Origin of the sequence: Haloechinothrix halophila YIM 93223 (assembly GCF_000504245.1) — a bacterium.
GTDB lineage: Bacteria > Actinomycetota > Actinomycetes > Mycobacteriales > Pseudonocardiaceae > Haloechinothrix_A > Haloechinothrix_A halophila.
In genome coordinates, this window is sequence record NZ_KI632509.1 from 3,368,794 (window position 1) to 3,388,768 (window position 19,975).

At 69.8% G+C, this 19,975-nt stretch carries 15 protein-coding genes; 11 read left to right on the top strand and 4 right to left on the bottom strand.

Annotated elements, in window-relative coordinates:
* Positions 1-9 precede the first annotated feature (9 nt).
* A complete protein-coding gene (locus AMYHA_RS15455; RefSeq protein WP_051399968.1) occupies positions 10-456 on the top strand; it encodes a pyridoxamine 5'-phosphate oxidase family protein in 447 nt (148 codons plus the stop codon).
* A gap of 36 nt (positions 457-492) precedes the next feature.
* On the opposite strand, the gene AMYHA_RS15460 is transcribed toward AMYHA_RS15455, so the two are convergent.
* Both AMYHA_RS15460 and AMYHA_RS15465 read right to left on the bottom strand, forming a co-directional pair.
* Positions 493-1,413: a universal stress protein gene (locus AMYHA_RS15460; protein WP_051399969.1), complete on the bottom strand. Its 921-nt coding sequence runs from the start codon at positions 1,411-1,413 to the stop codon at positions 493-495.
* A 95-nt stretch (positions 1,414-1,508) separates the two neighbouring features.
* Entirely contained in the window at positions 1,509-1,754 is a 246-nt protein-coding gene (locus tag AMYHA_RS15465) for a hypothetical protein (RefSeq protein WP_034272007.1), read from the bottom strand.
* A gap of 202 nt (positions 1,755-1,956) precedes the next feature.
* On the opposite strand from AMYHA_RS15465, the gene AMYHA_RS15470 reads away from it, so the two are divergent.
* The 4 genes from AMYHA_RS15470 to AMYHA_RS15485 all read left to right on the top strand — a co-directional run bounded on the left by AMYHA_RS15470 (position 1,957) and on the right by AMYHA_RS15485 (position 9,257).
* On the top strand, positions 1,957-4,293 hold the full coding sequence (locus tag AMYHA_RS15470; RefSeq protein WP_034272010.1) for a helix-turn-helix transcriptional regulator: 2,337 nt from the start codon (positions 1,957-1,959) through the stop codon (positions 4,291-4,293).
* A gap of 176 nt (positions 4,294-4,469) precedes the next feature.
* Positions 4,470-5,786: a hypothetical protein gene (locus AMYHA_RS25880; RefSeq protein WP_051399970.1), complete on the top strand. Its 1,317-nt coding sequence runs from the start codon at positions 4,470-4,472 to the stop codon at positions 5,784-5,786.
* Between the two features lie 157 nt (positions 5,787-5,943).
* Positions 5,944-7,779 carry a dynamin family protein gene (locus tag AMYHA_RS15480; RefSeq protein WP_157362145.1) on the top strand — a complete coding sequence of 612 codons (1,836 nt, stop codon included), beginning with the start codon at positions 5,944-5,946 and terminating at the stop codon, positions 7,777-7,779.
* Positions 7,776-9,257, top strand: a complete 1,482-nt coding sequence (locus tag AMYHA_RS15485; protein WP_034272015.1) for a dynamin family protein — start codon at positions 7,776-7,778, stop codon at positions 9,255-9,257. Before AMYHA_RS15480 ends, AMYHA_RS15485 begins: the two co-directional genes overlap by 4 nt.
* Before the next feature lie 11 nt (positions 9,258-9,268).
* Here AMYHA_RS15485 and AMYHA_RS25885 read toward each other — a convergent pair whose 3' ends face one another.
* Entirely contained in the window at positions 9,269-9,817 is a 549-nt protein-coding gene (locus tag AMYHA_RS25885; protein WP_051399971.1) for a hypothetical protein, read from the bottom strand.
* 92 nt (positions 9,818-9,909) lie between these two features.
* Here AMYHA_RS25885 and AMYHA_RS27965 point away from each other — a divergent pair, with 92 nt between their 5' ends.
* Together AMYHA_RS27965 and AMYHA_RS15500 are read left to right on the top strand one after the other, a co-directional pair.
* Positions 9,910-12,072, top strand: coding sequence for an Hsp70 family protein (locus tag AMYHA_RS27965; protein ID WP_051399972.1), 2,163 nt, complete (start codon positions 9,910-9,912; stop codon positions 12,070-12,072).
* Between the two features lie 169 nt (positions 12,073-12,241).
* Entirely contained in the window at positions 12,242-12,733 is a 492-nt protein-coding gene (locus AMYHA_RS15500; protein WP_034272018.1) for an SRPBCC family protein, read from the top strand.
* Between the two features lie 70 nt (positions 12,734-12,803).
* Here AMYHA_RS15500 and AMYHA_RS15505 read toward each other — a convergent pair whose 3' ends face one another.
* Positions 12,804-13,556, bottom strand: a complete 753-nt coding sequence (locus AMYHA_RS15505; RefSeq protein ID WP_034272020.1) for an ATP-binding protein — start codon at positions 13,554-13,556, stop codon at positions 12,804-12,806.
* Between the two features lie 486 nt (positions 13,557-14,042).
* Between AMYHA_RS15505 and AMYHA_RS15510 the strand changes: the two genes are divergently transcribed.
* The 4 genes from AMYHA_RS15510 (at position 14,043) to AMYHA_RS15525 (ending at position 19,968) form a co-directional block, all read left to right on the top strand.
* Positions 14,043-16,079 carry a DNA gyrase/topoisomerase IV subunit B gene (locus AMYHA_RS15510; protein ID WP_157362548.1) on the top strand — a complete coding sequence of 679 codons (2,037 nt, stop codon included), beginning with the start codon at positions 14,043-14,045 and terminating at the stop codon, positions 16,077-16,079.
* 102 nt (positions 16,080-16,181) lie between these two features.
* Positions 16,182-18,668, top strand: a complete 2,487-nt coding sequence (locus AMYHA_RS15515) for a DNA gyrase/topoisomerase IV subunit A (RefSeq protein ID WP_034272024.1) — start codon at positions 16,182-16,184, stop codon at positions 18,666-18,668.
* A 2-nt stretch (positions 18,669-18,670) separates the two neighbouring features.
* The gene (locus tag AMYHA_RS15520; protein WP_034272026.1) at positions 18,671-19,150 is read left to right on the top strand and encodes a YbaK/EbsC family protein; all 480 of its coding nucleotides are present in this window, start codon (positions 18,671-18,673) and stop codon (positions 19,148-19,150) included.
* A gap of 152 nt (positions 19,151-19,302) precedes the next feature.
* Positions 19,303-19,968 (top strand): CPBP family intramembrane glutamic endopeptidase, encoded by a 666-nt coding sequence (locus tag AMYHA_RS15525; RefSeq protein WP_231104767.1) that lies wholly within the window; start codon positions 19,303-19,305, stop codon positions 19,966-19,968.
* The last annotated feature ends 7 nt before the right edge of the window (positions 19,969-19,975 follow it).

Here is a 19,975-nt window from a genome sequence, read left to right on the forward strand (position 1 = left end):
GAAATCAGCATGCATAGCGACCCGAAGCGACTGCGTGAGCTGTCGCCCGCAACGGCATTGCGCCATCTCGGGTCCGTACCCATTGGCAGAATCGTGTTCACGGCGCATGCCCTGCCCGCCATCCGCCCCGTCAACCACGTGCTCATCGACGGCGACGTCGTGTTGCGATGTCACGCCGGTGCCGCGCTGCTAGGCGCCATCGGCCAGGTCGTCGCGTACGAGGCCGATGCGATCGACCCCGACACACACGCGGGGTGGAGCGTGATCGTGACCGGCAAAGCGGAGGAGGTCACTGACGCGGACGAGAGGGCACACGTCGAACAGCTGCTAGACCCGCATGTGGATTTGACGATGGTGCACGTGGTGCGCATCCGCCCGGAGCTCATCACAGGCTTCGAGCTGATCGACGTCACGCAGGGCACGGTCACGCAGGGCGCGAACGACCTCATCGCCTGAGCCCCATCCTCGCGGCACCGCTGCGGTGACGCGATCTCAGCCCGCGTCCGAGCGCACCATCATGACGGGGCAATGCGCATGGTGCAGCACCGCCTGGCTGATCGAGCCGAGGCTGAGCCCGGCCATTGCGCTCTTCCCGCGGGTGCCGACCACGATCAACTGCGCGACCCTCGCCTCCGAGAGCAGGCATTTCGCCGGCTTGCCCTTGCGCACCCTGCTGTCCACCTCGACGTCCGGGTAGCGCTCCCGCCAGTGGGCGAGCCGCTCGGCGAGCACCCGGTGTTCCGCGTCGATCACGTCGTCCTCGGACAGCCGCATCGGATAGTCCGGCCAGCCCGTTTCGATGGTCGCCTCGTTCCAGACGTGCACCGCCATCAGGTCGACCCCGCGCGCGTCCGCGGCCTCGAAGCCGAACCCGAGCGCGGCATCGCTGATCGCGTCGCGACCGACGCCGACGACGACCGGTCCCCGCTCGGTGTGGGCGTACTCCTCGCCGTCGTGGTGCCCGGTTGTGGGGGTGACGACGACAGGACAGCTCGCCCGCGCCGCGACGGTGAGCGCGACCGAGCCGACAAGCAAGCTGGCGAACCCGCCAATGCCGCGCGAGCCCATGACAACCAGCCGCGCGGTCTCGGCGGACCGGATCATCTCCTCGGCGGGATGTCCTTCCCGCTGCTCGGATCGGACGACGACCTCCGGCGTTACCTGCCCGACCAGGTGCTCGGCATCGGCGAGGTATTCCTTACCGCAGTCCGCGAGCGCGTCGGCGACGCTGCGCGGCAGCGCGATGCGGCCGTGCCGGATCGGCGGTGGATGGCACACGTGCAGCAGCCGCAGTGGCACGGAGTGACGTCGTGCCTCCAGCGCCGCCCAGTGCACCGCTCGCAGCGAGGACTCCGACCCGTCGACGCCAGCCACGATGTCGCGGTGCGCCGCGGTGTCGCTCACGTCGGTCATGGCGTGCTCCCGTCAGCACGATCGGCCACTGAACCTGGTATGTGGCGGGTACCCCCGCGCGGCGGATGTGACACTCCGCGCGCCGCGATCGGGGCTCACATACCGAACAAGTGCGGGCGAAAGTGCTGTCCGCACGGATCAACCAGGGCCGACCGCAGTGCTACGCCGCCCCAGTCCGTTCGGCCGCTCCAGCCGGACGCACCGCTCACGTCGGACGCACTGCTCCAGTCCGCGCCCTCGTCCTCGTGCTCGGCGGTCTCGACGCTCCCGTCGTCCACCCCGTCGCCATGCCAACGCGGTGCCAGCGCCACGGCAGCGGGGAGAATGTCGGTCGTGCTCATCAATGCCTCCAACGTCCGAGCCAACGGTAGGCCGTGCCGCCGCCTGATCGGCAGAGTCGAAATACCCCATTCGGCGGGACCTTGCCGGGCATCCGACGACAACGCCCCGGCACGACGGCCAGTGAGCCGCCTGCGGACACCGACCATTGGGCGCTAACCTCGCAGCACAAGCAAAGCGCCCGTATCAGGCAGGACGGGGAGCATGACCGAGCAGGTAAGGGTGATCGTCGGGGTGGACGGCTCCGGCCGCAGCCACCGGCTCCGGCAGCTCGCTGCCCAGCACAGCGGCCCGGTCCGCGCGGTCGAGCCCACGACGACGACCGACGAACTCGACCGCCTGCTCGCCAGCGTCGCCAGCTCCGCCGACGGCACCCTCGTCATGGTCGACGACGCCCACCTGCTCGGACCGGAGCCGCTGCGGCAGCTGACCACGGCGGCGGCCAACGGCATCGACGTCGCCGCGACCAGACGGCCGTCGTTGCCCTCAGCTGAGCTGGCCGCGCTGGATGCCACGCTGTCCGCGCGGGGCATCCTGGAACGGCTCGCCCCGCTGGACGAGGCCGCCGTTGCCGCGCTGCTCCCCCGCGCCGCGACACCCGCCGCGGTACGCGACGCGACCGGGGGCCTGCCCGCGCTGGTCACGGCGGTGTCCCCGGACGATCCCACCAGCGCGCCCCCGGCACTCGTCGCCCGCGTGCAACGCATCCTCACGCTGCTCGGCGCCGAGGCCACACGACTGGCGCAACTGCTCGCGCTCGGCATCGACCTGCCGGACGACGTCCGCTGCCACGCACTCGGCATCGAACGGACGACGCTGGCCGATGCGATGCGCGCGTTACGCGACGCCGGCCTGCTCGCCGAGGACGCCGACCACCTGATCCCGGTGATCGAGCACGCGGTGCGCGCCGAACTCGCACCCGCCGAAGTCCGCGCGCGACACGCCGACGCCGCCCACGCCCTGCTCGCCCGTGGCGGCACTCCCGTCGCGGTGGCGGACGCGTTGACCGCCGCCGACGCGCGCGGCCCAACCGCGACCGAGGCGTACACCCGCGCCGCCGACACCCTGCGCTTCACCGACCCGGCGTCAGCGGCCCGCTGGTACGACCGCGCCCTCGACGCTGGCGCCGACCCCGACGCACTCGCGCTCGGCAGGGCCGAGGCCGCGGCCGCGCTCGGCGAGCCGATCGACCCCGACCTCCGTGCGGACTCACCGCAGCAGCGTCAGCGCAGAGCATTGCTCACTGGTGCGAGCGCTGCTCACGACGGCAGGCAGGACCGTGCCGCACAGGCACTGCTCGCGGCGGACGCACCGGGTCCGGTTCTGGCGGTCCCCGCCCTGGTGGCGACCGGCGACCTCGACGCAGCCCGCGAGGCCGCCAGCGGTGACGCCGCGCCGAGCCTGCGGCTGCTGGCGGATGCCGTGCTCGCACTGCCGGAGCCGGTCGCGGCTCTACCCGCGCTGATCGAGGCAGCCGAGGCAGCCGAACGCGCCCACCCGGAGTACGTGCTGCCGGACACACCGCACGCTATCGGGGCGCTCGCCGCCGTCACCGCGGGAGACGTCGCGACCGCGGAGCACCTGCTGGACCGTGCGCTTCGCACGAACATCGGCGGGCCGGTCGCCACCGCGCGGCACCGCATCCTGCTCACCTGGGTCCGGCTGCGCACCGGGCGTTTCGAATCGGCCGTCGCCGAGCTACCACGGCTCAGCCAGCTCAAGCTCGGCGCGCGGGACCAGATGCTGCTCGCAGCGCTGACAGCCGGCCTGGCCCGGCGCACCGGCGACATCGCGCAGCTGCGCGCCGCGTGGGAGCACGCCGAGCCGGTGCTCGCCCGCCGCGCGGCCGACCTCACGCACATCGAACCGATTGAGGAGCTGCTGGTCGCGGCGGCACGGCTCACACAGCACGACCGGACCGCCGCGACACTCAGCCACCTGCGGGCCATGCTCGAGGGCTGCGGGCGTCCCCCGGCGTGGGCGGTCACGCTCGGCTGGCTCCGCTGCCAACTCGCCGTCGCGACCGAGGACGCGCAGGCCGCGGCCGACGCCGCACGCGAGATCGCCGCCGTTCACGCACCAGGACGCAGACAACAGGCACAGCAGGACGCCGCACGCCGCTGGGCCGACATCCTGGTCGGCACGGTCGACGCCGACGCCGTGCTCGCCGCTGCCGCCGACCTAGCGGCAGGAGAACTGCCCTGGGAGGCGTCCAGGCTCGCGGGCGGCGCGGCGATCAGGACATCCGACCCGGCAACGGCGCGGCGGCTGCTGGAACGCGCGCGCGAGCTAGCCGACCTCGACGCGCTCACCGGTGACGAAGCCGCTGGCGCACGCACCAGCACGCTGTCCGAGCGTGAGGCCGACGTGGCGCGGCTCGTGCTGGCTGGCCGCACCCACCGGGAAATCGGCGCACAGCTCTACGTCGCCCCCAAGACCGTCGAACACCACGTCGCGCGGATCCGCACCAAGCTCGGTGCGACCAGCAGGGCCGAGCTGCTCGCCGCGCTGCGCGCTGAACTGGGCCACGACCAGGCGTAAGGACGCCGGATGCGCCGCGAACCTTGAGGGCTTAAGCCTCTAGCCGGAAGCCCCCTACAGGCGTCTGCTCAGCATGGGGGTTTTCCCGATGTGGCACGGGGTGGCGAGAACGCACTGTTGTCTCATCACCCGCTCCGCCACACCGGCAGCGGAGCACCAACTGAAGGAGACCAATCATGGCAGTGGACGTCAGCTCGCAGCTCTACCAGGCGATCAAGGACATGATCAACCAGCTGTTCAACGACAAGCAGGCCGCGGCGCAGTTCGCGGAGGACCCCTTCGGCGCGGTCGCGGCGCAGGGCATCGGCGGTGACCTCGACGGGCTGGACATGCACCAGATCATCGGCGAGTGTGCCGCGGACTCGAACCTCGGCGACGGCCCGAAGCAGGCGTTGCAGAGCTACGCCAGCGGCAGCCCCGCCCCGGCCAGCTCACCGGTGAAGCCGCCACCGCAGCCCGCGAACAACACCACGGAGGTCGTCCAGCAACTGCAGTACGCGACCTACGTGGCCCACGAAGGTGACACGAACATCCAAGAGACGATCATCGACAACAGCGTCAACACCAACGTCGAGGGTGACGTGCACGGCGACGTCGACGTCGACTCCACCAACGTCAACGCAACCGGCGACGGCGCCATCGCGGCGGGAGACGACGTCAACGCCGCCACCGGCGAGGGCTCGCAGGTCATCGACGGCGACAACTTCGGCCAGGCCAACACCGGCGACGAGGCCGCGCTGGCCGATGACGGCAGCCAGGCCAACACCGGGGACAACGCCGCGGTAGCCGGCGACGACGGTCAGGCGAACACCGGCGACGGCGCGGTGCAGGCCGGCGACGACATCAACGCCCCGGTCAACACCGGCGTGAACACCGGCATCCTCGCTGACGGCAGCGTCGAGGACGCGGTCGTGGGCGACGGCAACACGGTCAACCAGGTCGACGGCAGCGCCGACGGCGCGGTCTTCGGCGACAACAGCGGCCTGGCTGGTGGCATCGACATCGACACCGGCGGTGGTGCTGGCGGGGACGCGAGCGGCACCGGTGGCGACGCGTTCGGCGGCTTCGGCGGTGACGGTGGCAGCACCGGCGACACCAGCACCGGTGGCGGTGGCCTGTTCGGCGGTTCGAACGACACCGCGGTCGGCGGCATCGGCGGGTCCGGCGGTGACGCCAATGCCACCGGCGGCGCTGGCACCGGCGGCAGCGCGGACGGCGGGCAAGGCGGCGACGTCAACCTGAACCTCAACTTCGGTGGCGGCTCGCAGACCAGCGTGCAGGACTCCATCGTGGAGGAGTCGGCCGTCAGCACCGGCGGCGACGCCAACAACGTCGCGGACAACTACGTCGACGACGGCTCGGCGGCAGCGGCGGGCGGCGACGCCAGCGGCTACAACGAGGACACCGACGTCGACGCCAGCTTCTCGGACGTGTCGACCGAGCAAGGCCCTGGCGACCAGACACAGGAGGAATCGGACCCGGCGTCCTTGTAACCCAGAGGTCCCAGTGCGGGCCGGCAGGCGCACCCTGCCGGCCCGCACTGCCGTCAGCAGACACCCCTCATACCCAACCCATCAAGCGAATTGCACGTCGATGACTGAATCACGTGACTTATTCCCTGCGAGTAGATGATGAGGCACGATGATGGCCATGGCATCCCAGCCCGCGGGTAAGGAGGCGGTCGCGCGGGCCACCGCCGCGGTAGCGGCAGGCATCAAAGCCTGCGAGGCCTATGACCGGCCCGACTTGGCGAAACGGCTGGAGCGCGCGGCGACGTCACTGGCGGAACCGAGCGTGCCCGTCGTGGTCGTCGGCGAGTTCAAGCAAGGTAAGAGTTCATTGGTGAACGCACTGGTCGGTGCGAACATCTGCCCGGTGGACGACGACGTCGCCACCGCCATCCCCACCTCGGTCAGCTACGGCGAGCAGCAACGCGCGGAGCTGATCTTCGAGGGCGAGCCCCCGGCGCGCGAGCCCATCGACCTCGGCGACGTCCGGCGCTGGGTGGTGGAGTCCGACCCGGTGACCGCCGCCGTCGAACCGGAACCGCAGGACACGAACCGCGGCCGCCCGGTCGGCGCCGAGGTGACCCTGCCGCGCAAACTGCTCTCCGGCGGGCTGACGCTGGTGGACACCCCCGGCGTCGGCGGGCTCGGCTCAGCACATGCCGCCGCGAGCCTGGCCGCCGCGTCCATGGCCGACGCGCTGGTGTTCGTCACCGACGCCTCGCAGGAGCTGACCGCCAGCGAGCGGGACTTCCTGATCAAGGCGCGTAACCTGTGCTCTGCGGTGGTGTGCGTGCTGACCAAGACCGACTTCTATCCGCGCTGGCGCACCATCGCCGAACTGAACGCCAAACATCTGCGTGATCTGGGCGATCCGCCGATTATCCCGGTGTCGTCCACCCTGCGGTCCCAGGCTGCGGCGACCGGCGACACCGCCCTGAACGCCGAGTCCGGCTTTCCCGAGCTGGTGACGTTCCTGACCGCGCAGGTCGGCGGCGCCGCGGCGCAGCGAAGGGCCGCCACGGCGGCGGGTGAGGTGGCGACCGCGTGCACCCAGATCGAGGCGCAGTTCGAGGCCGAACGCTCCGCACTCGACAATCCCAAGCAGGCCAAGCGGGTCGTCGCCGAGCTCACCGAGGCCAAGGAACGCGCCTCAGCGCTGAAGTCCGCCGCCGCGAAGTGGAGCCAGACGCTCACCGACGGCGTCACGGACCTGACCTCCGACATCGAGCACGACCTACGCGGCAGAATCCGCACGGTGCTGCAGGAAGCCAGCGACGCGATCGACGAGAGCGACCCGGCCGACACCTGGCACGAGATGGAGGCGTGGCTGGAAGCGCGGGTGGCGCACGAGCTGATCGAGAACTACACCATGCTCCGCGACCGGGCGATCGAGCTGAGCGAGCGCGTGGGCGAGCACTTCCGGGAGGCGTCCGGCGGAGTGCTCGACGCGATCGCGGTGCGCAATCCTGAGCCGATGCTGGCGGGGGCGAAGATCGACCACAAGATCGAACTGGAGCGGATGAAGGTCGGCAAGCAGGCCATGGTCGCACTCAAGAGCGCCTACGGTGGCGCGATCATGTTCGTCATGCTCGGCACCCTGACCGGGATCTCACTGGGGCCGATCGCGCTCGGCATCGGCCTCGTCATGGGCCGCAAGGGGCTGCGCGACGAGAAGAAACGGCAGCGCAACGCACGGCAGTCGCAGGCGAAGAACGCCGTCCGCCGCTACTGCGACGAAGTCAGCTTCGTCGCGCAGAAGGACTCCCGAGACACCATACGCAGAATTCAGCGTGAGCTGCGGGACTACTACACCGGACTCGCCGACGAGTTCAACACGTCCAACGCGGCGGCGCTGCAGCGCGCGAACGAGGCGGCGGCACGCACCAAATCCGAGCGCACCAAGCGGCTCTCCGACATCGACGCCGAGATGGCCCGCTTGAAGCAGCTGCGCGAGCACGCCATGGCGGTGACGTCGTGACCGGCCTGCTCGACGACACCAGGGCGGCACTGGCCCGCGCCATCAACGTCTATGCCGGCACCGAGGATGGCGATCGGCTCACCCAGCTTCGCACCCGGCTGGACGAGCCACTACGGGTCGCGGTGGCCGGCCGGATCAAGGCGGGTAAATCGACGCTGCTCAACGCGCTGGTCGGCGAACGTCTCGCACCGACCGACGCCGGGGAGTGCACCCGCATCGTCACCTGGTACGCCGATGGTCACACCTACCGAGTGACCGCCGAGATGACCGACGGGGAACAGCAGCAACTCACCTTCCACCGCGACGAGGGCGTCATCGACGTCGACTTAGGCGGGCTGCCACCGGAGAAGGTCACCCGGCTGCTGGTCACGTGGCCGTCCGCGCGATTGCGCACGGCGACATTGATCGACACCCCCGGCATCGGCTCGCTGTCGGAGTCGGTCGCCCAGCGGACCTGGGATCTGCTCTCCCCATCCGACAGTGACACTGCCGAGGCGCCCGCCGACGCCGTGCTCTACCTGTTGCGGCACCTGCACTCACACGACCTGGAGTTCCTGCGCGCGTTCCACGACACCGAGGTATCGCAGCCGAACCCGGTGAACGCGATCGGCGTGCTGTCGCGGGCGGACGAGATCGGCGTCGGCAAGCTGGACTCGATGACGTCGGCTGGCAAGATCGCCGCTCGGATGGCGACCGACCCGGTGGTGCGGACGGTGGTGCAAACCGTGGTGCCGGTGGCTGGCCTGCTCGCCGAGACGGCCGCGACGCTGACCGAGACCGAGGTCGCGCAGCTGCGGCGGGTCGCTGAGCTGCCGGTCGCCGACGCCGACGCGCTGCTGCTGACCGCCGACCGATTCGCGACCAGGATGCCCGAGCTGGGGCTGACATCGACCGAGCGCGAGGAGCTGCTCGACCGGTTCGGGCTGTTCGGCATCCGGCTAGCGACCAGCGTGCTGCGGCACCGGGTGGCGGCAACGGCGACCGAGTTGGCGGCGGTGCTGACCGAGCGCAGCGGCGTCGGCGAGCTGAACGAGCTGCTCCGATCGCTGTTCTTCGATCGCAGGGACGTCCTCAAGAGCCGGTCGGTGCTGGCCGCCCTCGACGCGCTGACACGGGCTTCGCCGCGGCCGGGCAGCGAGGCGGTGGCAGCCGACGTAGAGCGGATCATGGCCTCGGCGCATCCGTTCCAGGAGCTGCGTGTGCTCTCCGCGATCCGCGCGGGATGGGTGACCGGCAAACCCGCCGTGCTCGATGACCTGGAGCACCTCATCGGCGGCGCGGGCGCTGGCATTTCGCAACGGCTGCGGCTATCAGACGATGAGGGTCACGACGCGCTGGTCGCGGCGGCCGCCGAGGCGCTTGACCGGTGGCAGCGGCGTGCGGAGAACCCGCTGACCCGGCACCAGCTGGCCGTCGCCGCGCGCGTGGCGATCCGCTCCTGCGAGGGGATGCTCAGCGAGTTGGGGCGGTCGTCGTGAGCACGCCCAGATCAGTCACCAGTGAAGCCGGTCTCGTCCGCGGCCCCGGCGCCCGGCTCCTCGCCATCGTCCAGGTTCGCCGAACCGGTGCCGAACAGCTCCGGCAGCTCGTCCCCCTGCGCCTCGACGTCGGGCTCGGGCAGCGGCGCTGCGCCTTCCGGCCCAGCCAGCCCCGCCGCGTCCCCTGCCACCTCGCCGACGTCCGCCGCACCGCTGCCGAAGTCCAGGTCGTCGCTGCCAGCGCCGAACGCGATTCCCAGCGTCTCGCCGGGCTCGGCTGCCACCGCGTCGAGCTCGTCGATGTCCCCGCTTGGCGCGCTGGCCAGCAGCGAGAGCGCCTCAGCCAGATCTGCGTCCTCGCCCGCCTCGTGCGCCATGACGAACGGCGCGAGGTGTTCGGCCACCGCGATGTCGGCGGTGCCCGCGTAGTGCGCGAGCGCGTCGCCGAGCAGATCGACGGGCAGATCGTGTCCTGCGTCGCGCAGGGCGGCGACCGGGTCATCGAGCGCACCACGGGACAGCGCGTCGAAAACCTCATGCAACGGGCGAGCGGAATCCATACCACCACGGTAGGCGCCGCACGCGCGCCCTGCTTCGGGGACATCCCCCGCGCCACCCCCATTCACCCGCCACCGGATGACACGGAGCACTGATGTACTCACTTGGTATCGACCTCGGCACGACGTTCACGGCGGCGGCCACCTGTCGCGACGGCCACGCCGAGGTGGCCTCGCTCGGCAGCAAGGCGGCGGTCATCCCCTCGGTGGTGCTGCTGCGTGACAACGAGACCGTACTGACCGGTGAGGCAGCCAGTCGGCGTGGCCTGAGCGAGCCACAGCGCGTCGCGCGCGAGTTCAAACGGCGGTTCGGTGACACCACGCCGATCCTGCTCGGCGGTGCGCCGCACTCGCCAGAAGCGCTGACCGCGAAGCTGCTGCGCGCGGTGATCGACGACGTCGCCGAACGCGAGGGCGAGCAGCCGTCGCGGATCTGTGTCTGCCACCCCGCGAACTGGGGCCCATACAAGCGGGACCTGCTGGACCAGGTGATCCGGCTGGCCAATGTCGACCAGCCGGTGCGGTTCACCACCGAGCCGGAGGCGGCGGCCGCCTGCTATGCGCAGCAACAGCGCGTCGAGGTCGGGTCCGTGGTCGCGGTGTACGACCTTGGCGGTGGCACGTTCGACGCCACCGTGCTGCGCAAGACGCCGACCGGGTTCGAGATCCTCGGCACCCCGGAGGGCATCGAACGACTCGGCGGGATCGACTTCGACGCCGCCGTGTTCCACCACGTGGCGCAGGCGCTTGACGGTGCGCTGGACGATCTCGACGAGGACGACCCCAGCGTCGTCAACGCCGTCGCGCGGCTGAAGGAGGAGTGCGTCGAGGCCAAGGAGGCGCTGTCCTCGGACACCGATACCTCGATCCCGGTGCTGCTGCCGTCGCTGTCGACCGAAGTGCGGCTGACCAGAGCGGAGCTGGAGGCGATGGTGCGGCCCGCGCTGTACAGCTCGATCGAGGCGCTGCGACGCGCGCTGCGGTCGGCCGACGTCACACCGGAACAGTTGCACTCGGTGCTGCTTGTCGGCGGGTCGTCGCGGATGCCGCTGGTCTCGCAGCTGGTGGGAGCAGAGCTGGGCAGGCCCGTCGCGGTGGACGCCCACCCGAAGCACGCGATCGCGATCGGCGCGGCGTGGCTGGCGAGCGCGGCGGACCGTGCGGAGCAGGAGACCCAGCCGGTCTCGCACCAGGCACCGCAGCGGACGGCCTCGGCTGGGCGTTCCGGTGCGGCAGCGGCGGGCGCGGTTGGCGCGGCAGCGGGTGCCGCCGCTGGGGCAGGCATGGCGAACGCCACGAACGGAGCAGGCAAGGCCGACCACGCCGCCGCGGGGCAGCCCCCGACGCAACCGGGCCAGCCCCCGGCGGAGACGTCGCGACAGCAGGCGTCGCCACCAGAGCACCAGGTGTCCTCGTCGCAGCACCCGACACCGCCGGGGCAGCGGCCCTCGTCAGGACAACCCACCCAGCTGATGTCCACGTTCGGCACCAGCAGCGGACCGCCTACGCCCGGCGGGCAGCGTGCACCCGGCGGACACGGCAGCGGCGGCAGTGGCCACGGCGGTCCGAACGCGCCACACACCGGCAGGAGCGAGGGATATGGCGTCCGGAGCGAGGGACACGACGCCGGGAACGGGGGACACGACGGCAACGGCGACCGCCGCGGGACCATGCTCCGGCGGATCGGGCTCGTCGCGGGGGCCGTGGTCATCGCGGCGCTGGTGGCCAGCGCGGCGGTGTGGGCCAACCTCGGCGGCGGAAACGGCGGGGATGAGGGCACCGGCCAGAACCAGGGACAAGGACAGAACCAAGGTCAGGACGACGGCGGCGACGCTGGCGGCGCGGACGACGGTGGCACCGGGCCGCAGGTACCGCCTGACGAGGAGTGCACCGACGCGATCAAGGACAACGAGCGCTGGGTGTGTCTGGTCAGCGCCCGGTTCGAGGGCGAGGAACTCGTCGTGGACTACGAGGCCGAATGGGCTGGTGTGCCACCCAACGTCAACGGCGGTTTCCACCTGCACCTGTGGGGCAGCGACGGCGAGAGCCCGCCTGCCGAGAGCATGGGCACCCACGCGACGGATCGCGGCACGTGGGTGATCAAGGACGAGCAGCCTGCCGTGCTGGACGCCAAGCAGGTGGCCAACGTCATCGGCGCCAACCCCAAGGTGTGCGCCCGGATCGCCAACGGGTCGCACGCGCTGGTGCCGGACAACGACGGTGGCTACACCACCGGTAACTGCGTCCCGATCGAGTAGTAACGCCACCTGACGGCCCGCCAGGCAGCGTCGAGCCTGGCACCGAGGACACCGTGTCCCGCACGCTGTCGGCCCACACGCACCAGCGCTGAGCCACCCCGGTGTGTGAAGACCGACGAGCCGGGTACTCCGGAATGGCCCGTACTGGCAGGACAGAGAGGAGCCAGCCATGACGGCCATTCAGGTCTCGGTCGATGTCGCACGCCCAGTGCGCACCGTCTACAACCAGTGGACCCAGTTCGAGTCGTTCCCCGCGTTCATGTCGGGCGTCGACCGGGTGGTGCAGAAGAGTGACACTCGCGCCCGCTGGGAGACCAGCATCGGCGGCGTGAAGCGGGAGTTCGACACCGAGATTACCGAGCAGCGCCCCGACGAGCGCATCGCGTGGACGTCGCTCGACGAGCCGAAACACGGCGGCGTGGTGACGTTCCATCGGATCGACGACCACAGCACGCGTGTGCACCTGCAGATGGAGTACGAACCGAACTCGATCCCGGAGAAGGCGGGCGCGGCGCTCGGTGTGGTGCAGCACCGCATCAAGGGCGACCTCAACCGGTTCAGGGACTTCATCGAGCACCGGCGGCGGGAAACCGGCTCCTGGCGCGGTGCGGTGCCTACGCCTCGCCAGCACGACGCGGGCGCCAAACCGGGCAACGCGTGAGGATCACCCGAGCCGAGACGAAAGGGACCCATGGATCAGTCGCGGGTAGCCGGGCGAACCAGCGCCCGGCTTAGAGCGACTCGACGACGTCGACGAGTTCGTGGCCGGGAAAGATGCCCAGCTCCGCAGCCGCGAGGCTTTCCGGCGGGATCACCAGCACCACCTTGCCGCCGACCCCCGCCACGGCATCGGCGATCTCCTTGATGGCCAGCGACGCCCCGTCGACCACGGGGCCAAGCGCGCTGAGATCCAGCATGAGTGGGACGACGCCGCCACAGCTGGCGCCGAGGAGCTGCCTGCGCAGCAGCGCGGCGGCGTCCGCGGGGACATTGCCGGTGATCCTGACGATGACCTCATCGGCACTGCTGCGCACCGCGATCCGGTGCTCGCCCTTGTTCCGGCCGGACGCCTGGCCATGTGCGACATCGAGCTCAAGGGTGACATCGGTGCCGTCCGACGTGTGCTCGATGTAGACCCGATCAACGCACTCCTGCATCATCAGCACGCCCCTTCCCCCAAGACCCTCGCCGGGACGTGCGGGTTTCCAGCTGCCCTTGTCAGCCACCGTCAGCACTACCTCGTCCCCCCGATGCTGGCCCACGACACGCAACGGGCCAGGGGGACCGTCCCGGTAGCCATGCACCATGGAGTTGGTGATCGCCTCGTTGAGCGCGAGCAACGCACGCTCGACGCCGTCGTCGGGACAGGTTATGTGCCGGAGCCAGCGTTCGAGGCGATCGCGCAACCATGGCAGCTGCCGCGGTTCGGCGCGCACCTCCACCTCGACGTGGTGCGGGTGCGTCTGCCCGCCGGTTGTGTTCACCAGCGCCCTCCTGCACCTGCCTCATCATTACCTGCGAACCCTCGGGTTTATTACGGAACGGATACCGCACGACTCAAGGTTCGAAACGGGCGGTGACCATTCCGTAACGTCGCAACAAAACGGCTCGCCACGGCCAGCAGGTAAACACAGACACCACGAGGGATCAACCGTACGGCGTAGCAAGGCCCCTTCCGCCGCGAGAGCGGCCTGGCCCAGCGTCCTAGCGAAGCACCACGATGAACGATCGCACCCCGGCGCGGCGGGCACTCCCCGTGGCGGTACACACTGAGTACACGCATCGACACGTCGCAATTACGACGAGGACCACACAGCCCAAATACACCGATCAGCGACCCACCCTCGCTACCCTGCCATAGCAGCGGGCGCGGTCGCCGCCGGTGATCCGCGCCTGTCGATCGTTTCGTTGACCGCCAGCTGACCCAGCACGATTTCGGAGAAGGATCTGTGACCGCTCTCGCCGAGGACATGTACGGGGCTGACGACCTCACCCACCTTGAAGGGCTGGAAGCCGTCCGCAAGCGGCCCGGCATGTACATCGGTTCCACCGACAGCAGGGGTATCAACCACCTGTTCTCGGAGATCGTCGACAACTCCACCGACGAGGGCGTCGCGGGCCACGCGAACAAGGTCGTCGTGACGCTGCACGCCGACGGCAGCGTGCAGGTCGACGACAACGGCCGAGGCATCCCCACCGACGTGCATGCCAAGTCGGGGCTGTCCGGCGTCGAACTGGTGCTGACCCGGCTGCACGCTGGCGGCAAGTTCGGCGGTTCCGGCTACAAGGCGTCCGGTGGCCTGCACGGCGTGGGCGCGTCGGCGGTCAACGCGCTGTCGCACCGGTTCGACGTCACGGTCAAGCGCAGCGGCAAGGTGCACGAGATCTCGTTCGCGCGCGGCGTGCCCGGTGTGTTCGACGGCCAAGGACCGAAGGCCAAGTTCACCAAGCAGGCTGGGCTGCGGGTGGTGCGCAAGATGAAGCGCACCGAGACCACCGGCACCTCGATCCGCTACTGGCACGACTCGCGCTATTTCGAGTCCGGCGCGACGCTGGACATCGAGACGGTGCGGGACAAGCTGCGCAACACCGCGTTCCTCGTGCCTGGCGTCACGTACGTGCTGCGCACCGCGGTGGGCGACGAGATCAGCGAGGAGACCTTCCATTACCCCAACGGCCTCGTCGACATGGTCGACTTCCTCGCGCCCGCGGGCGAGAAGCCAGTCTGCGACACGTTGCTGATCACCGGCGAGGGCACCTACAAGGAGAACGCCGCCGACGACAACGGCGTGATGCGGTCCAATGTGGAGCGTCATGCCGAGGTGGAGATCGCGCTGCGCTGGGGCACCGGCTACGAGCGCACCATCGAGTGCTTCAGCAACACCATCCGCAACGTCCACGGCGGCACCCACCGCAAGGGCTTCGACCGGGCGCTGAGCCGCTCGCTGCAAGACGCCATCAGCAAGACGCGCGGACTGCTCAAGCCGAAGGAAGACCCGCCGACGCTCGACGACTGCCTCGAGGGCATGACGGCGGTGATCCACGTGCGCGTCCCCGAGCCACAGTTCACATCGCAGACCAAGGACGAGCTGTCCACCGCGGGCATCACCAAGGTCGTGCAGCAGGTCGTTGAGAAGCACATCAAAGCGTGGATCTCGGCGCGCAAGACCAAGACCGAGGCCAAGACCGTGCTGCAGAAGGTCGTCGACGCCGCCCGCGTGCGGCTGATCCAGAAGCAGCAGAAAGACGCCGCCCGCCGCAAGACCGCGCTGGAAGGCGCGGCGATGCCGCCCAAGCTGGTCGACTGCCGCACTACCGGCGTCGCCCGCAGCGAGCTGTTCCTCGTCGAGGGGGATTCGGCACTTGGCTCAGCGCGCATGGCCCGCGTGTCCGAATACCAAGCGTTGCTGCCGCTGCGCGGCAAGATCCTCAACGTGCAGAAAGCCAGCCTGTCCGACGCACTGAAGAACGCCGAGATCACCTCGATCGTGCAGGTCCTCGGCTCGGGCACCGGCAGGACGTTCGACGTCGCCTCGATGCGCTACGGCCGCATCATCCTGATGGCCGACGCCGACGTCGACGGCTCGCACATCCGCACCCTGCTGATCACGCTGTTCGCCCGCTACATGCGGCCAGTGATCGACGAGGGCAGGCTGTACGCCGCGATGCCGCCGCTGCACAAGGTGATGACCAAGGGCCGCAACCCGGAAACGCACTTCACCTTCACCCAGCGCGAGATGGAGGACACCGTCGCGCGGCTGGAACGAGCGGGCAAGAACATCGTCACCCCGGTCCCCCGGTTCAAGGGTCTCGGCGAGATGGACGCCGACGAGCTGTGGGAAACCACGATGAACCCCGCGACTCGGTCGGTCCGTCGCATCACCCTCGACGATGCCGAGGCGGCCGAGAACGCGCTGGAACTGCTCATGGGCGAGAAGGTCGAGCCGAGGCGGAATTGGCTGGTCGAGTCGTCCGCCCGGGTCGACAAGGCCGCCATCGACATCTAGTGACCGCCACCGCGCTGGTCACGACCATCGCCGCGTCAACAAACACAACAGCGTCAAGCAACGCCACCGCGCCGCTGCATCACCGCAAGGAGTCTCCCCACCATGGCACGCCGCAAGGGCACCGTCACCCGAGTCGATCCCGCCGCGTTCGACCAGGCGGGCGCGCAGGTTTTCGAGAACCCGGTCAAGACCGAGATCGAGGACTCCTACCTGGAGTACGCCTACTCGGTCATCCACTCCCGCGCGCTGCCCGACGCACGCGACGGACTCAAGCCGGTGCACCGCCGGATCTTGTTCTCCATGAACGAGAACGGCTACCGGCCCAACCACGCCTACGTGAAGTCGTCCCGCGTGGTCGGCGACGTCATGGGCCGCTACCACCCGCACGGCGACACCGCGATCTACGACGCGATGGTGCGGCTGGCGCAGGACTTCTCGATGAACGTCCCGCTGATCGACCCGCACGGTAACTTCGGCAGCCCAGACGACGGACCGGCCGCATCGCGTTACACCGAGGCACGGCTGTCGCAGGAGGCGATGCTGCTGGTCGGCGAGCTCGGCGAGGACACCGTCGACTTCCGGCCGAACTACGACGGCTCGCTGGAGGAGCCGTCGGTGCTGCCAGCTGCGTTCCCGAACCTGCTGGTCAACGGCACGTCGGGCATCGCGGTCGGCATGGCGACCAACATGATCCCGCACAACATGGGCGAGGTCATCAACGCCGCGCGGCACCTGATCACCAAGCCGGACGCCTCGCTCGACACGCTCATGGAGTTCGTGCCCGGCCCCGACCTGCCGACCGGTGGCACGCTGCTCGGACTGGATCAGGTGCGCAAGGCGTACGAAACCGGACGCGGTGTCGTCCGGATGCGCGCCAAGGCGGAGACCGGCCCGCTGGAAGGCAGCCGGGGTCGCCAAGCGATCACGGTGACCGAGCTGCCCTATGCCGTCGGCCCCGAGAAGATCATCGAGAAGATCACCGACGAGGTGAACAAGTCCAAGCGCCTCACCGGGATCGCCGACGTCAAGGACCTCACCGACCGCGAGAACGGCACCCGGCTGGTCATCGAGTGCAAGGTCGGCGTCAACCCGCAGGCGCTGCTGGCCGACCTGTACCGGCTCACGCCGATGGAGCAGTCGTTCGGCATCAACAACCTGGTGCTGGTCGACGGCACACCGCATACGCTCGGCCTCAAGGAACTTCTCGAGGTGTTCCTGCGGCACCGCTACGAGGTCGTCACCCGCCGCACCCGCTACCGCCGCCGCAAGCGCGAGGAGCGGCTGCACCTGGTCGAGGGCCTGCTCAAGGCGCTGCTCGACATCGACAAGGTGATCAAGCTGATCCGGGGCAGTGAGAACGCGCAGGCCGCGCGCGAGGGCCTGATGAAGCAGTTCACACTCTCCGAAATCCAGGCGAACTACATCCTCGACACGCCGCTGCGCAGGCTCACCAAGTACGACAAGCTCGAACTCGACGCCGAGCACGACCGGCTGCGCGAGGAGATCGCCGAGCTGTCGAAGATCCTTGATGACGAGTCGGTGCTCAAGCAGGTCGTCTCCGACGAACTGGCGAAGATCGCCGAGGACTTCCCGACCCCGCGCCGCACCGCGCTGATCGACGGCGATCTCAAGGAAGTGCTCGCCGCGTCGCAGCCCGCTGGCCCGCTTGAGGTGGCCGACGATCCGTGCCAGGTGATTCTGTCCGCGACCGGGCTGGTGGCACGCACCGCGGCCGAGTCAGAGGAGGTCTCCGAGAAACGACGGCGCAGCGGACGCACCAAGCACGACGCGGTCGCCGCCGTCGTGCACACCACCGCGCGCGGCCAGTTCCTGCTCGTCACGTCCCGAGGCAGGGCGTTCAAGACGGATGTGCTGCCGCTGCCGGTGCTACCCGAACAGTCCGGCACGGTGTCGCTACGCGGCGGGATGCCCGCGACCGAGCTGGTGCCGATCGACGACGGCGAACGGATTGTCGGCATCGCCCCCCTCGGCGAGCACGTCGAGGGCTCACCCGGCCTGGCGCTCGGCACCCGCAACGGCATCGTCAAGGTATGCGCGCCGGACTGGCCGGTGCGCGCCGACGAGTTCGACGTGATCTCGCTGAAGGACGACGACGAGGTGGTCGGCGCGAGCTGGCTCACTGACGGCGAGGAGACGCTGACGTTCGTGTCCACCGCCGCGTCGCTGCTGCACTTCGAAGCCTCGCTAGTGCGCCCGCAGGGGCTCAAGGGCGGCGGTATGGCTGGTATGAAGCTCACGAAGGACGCCAACGTGCGCTTCTTCGGCGCGATCCGCACCGACGACCCGGAGCACGGCGAGCCGCAGGTGATCACCGCGACCGGGCAGAGCATCAAGATGACGCCGTTCGCCGAGTACCCAGCCAAGGGACGCGCGACCGGCGGTGTGCGGGCACACCGGTTCCGCGCCGGGGAGAACGCCCTGGCGCTGGCCTGGATCGGACCTCGCCCGGCGGGCGCGACGGAGAAGGGCGAGCCGGTAGAGCTGCCCGACCCCGATCCGCGCCGCGACGGCGCTGGCCACGCCCATCCCGGCCCGGACGTCATCGGTCACATGATCGAACGCGCCTAGCAATGGACACCACGCTGCACCCGAACGTCGCGCACGTGGCCGACGTGCTCGCCGCACACGGCGCCATCGGGCGTCCGCACGTCTTCACCGAGCCGGTACCGACCGCTGCCGCGGCAGCCGAACAGCTCGGCGTCGCGGTCGGCGCGATCGCGAACAGCCTGATCTTCGACGCCGACGGCGAGGCGGTGCTGATCCTGGCGAGCGGCGCGCACCGGGTTGACATCACGCGCTGCGCGACGCTGCTCGGGGTGACGTCGCTGCGCAGGGCGAAGCCGGAGTTCGTCCGGGACGCCACCGGACAACGTGTCGGCGGCGTCGCCCCGGTCGGACACCCCACCCGGCTGCGCACGCTGGTCGACGTCTGGCTACGGCAGTACCCGGAAGTGTGGTGTGGCGCGGGCGAACCCAGCGCGGTGTTCCCGACGTCGTTCGATGAGCTCCTCCGCCTCACCAACGGCATCCCAGCGGAGGTCGGCGACTGAGCCTCGCCGCTCTGCCCAGCTGGCCGCCCCACTGCCGCCAGCTGGCTGACGGGCCCAAGTACACTGACGATATCGAATCGGTAACGGCACGTCTCGCCGCTGGCAGGCAGAACGCGACACCCACGCCGCTGCGACGCGCCCTCGTCGTCGCGGTGACCCTCGCGCTGCTCATCGCGGTCAACCTCACCATCGGCTTCGGCCCTGCGGGGATCGGGCTCATCGCGGGTCCCGCCGTCGCCGTCGTACTGGTCGGCCTCGCCCGCCGCATGGGCCTGACCTGGCATGATCTCGGCCTGAGCAAGCACACCTGGCGTAAGGGCGCGGCCTATGGCGGGGTTGCGCTGCTCGTCGTGGGCGCGATCTACGCGATCGGCGCGCTGCTGCCGCTGACGAGCGCGCTGTTCCTCGACGTCCGCTACGACATCGCGATCGGGTCAGCGCTGTTCATCGCATTGGTGATCATCCCGATCAAGACGGTGCTGCTGGAGGAAATCGCCTTCCGAGGGGTGCTGTTCGGGCTGTTCAAGCACCGGTTCGGCATGGCCTGGGCCGCAGGGGTGTCCTCGGTGCTGTTCGGGCTGTGGCACATCCTGCCAGCGCTGGGCCTCGGCACGCAGAACACCGCGCTCGACGCCGCTACGGGGCCAGGCTCGCAACTGCTGGTGGTCGCAGGGGTCGTGGCGTTCACCGCCGTGGCCGGGTTGTTGTTCGCTGAGCTACGACGTCGGAGCGGCAGCATCCTCGCCTCCGCGGGGCTGCATTGGGCTACCAATGGCCTCGGTGTGCTGCTGTCGTCGGTGCTCTGGGCCGCCACCTGAGCACGCC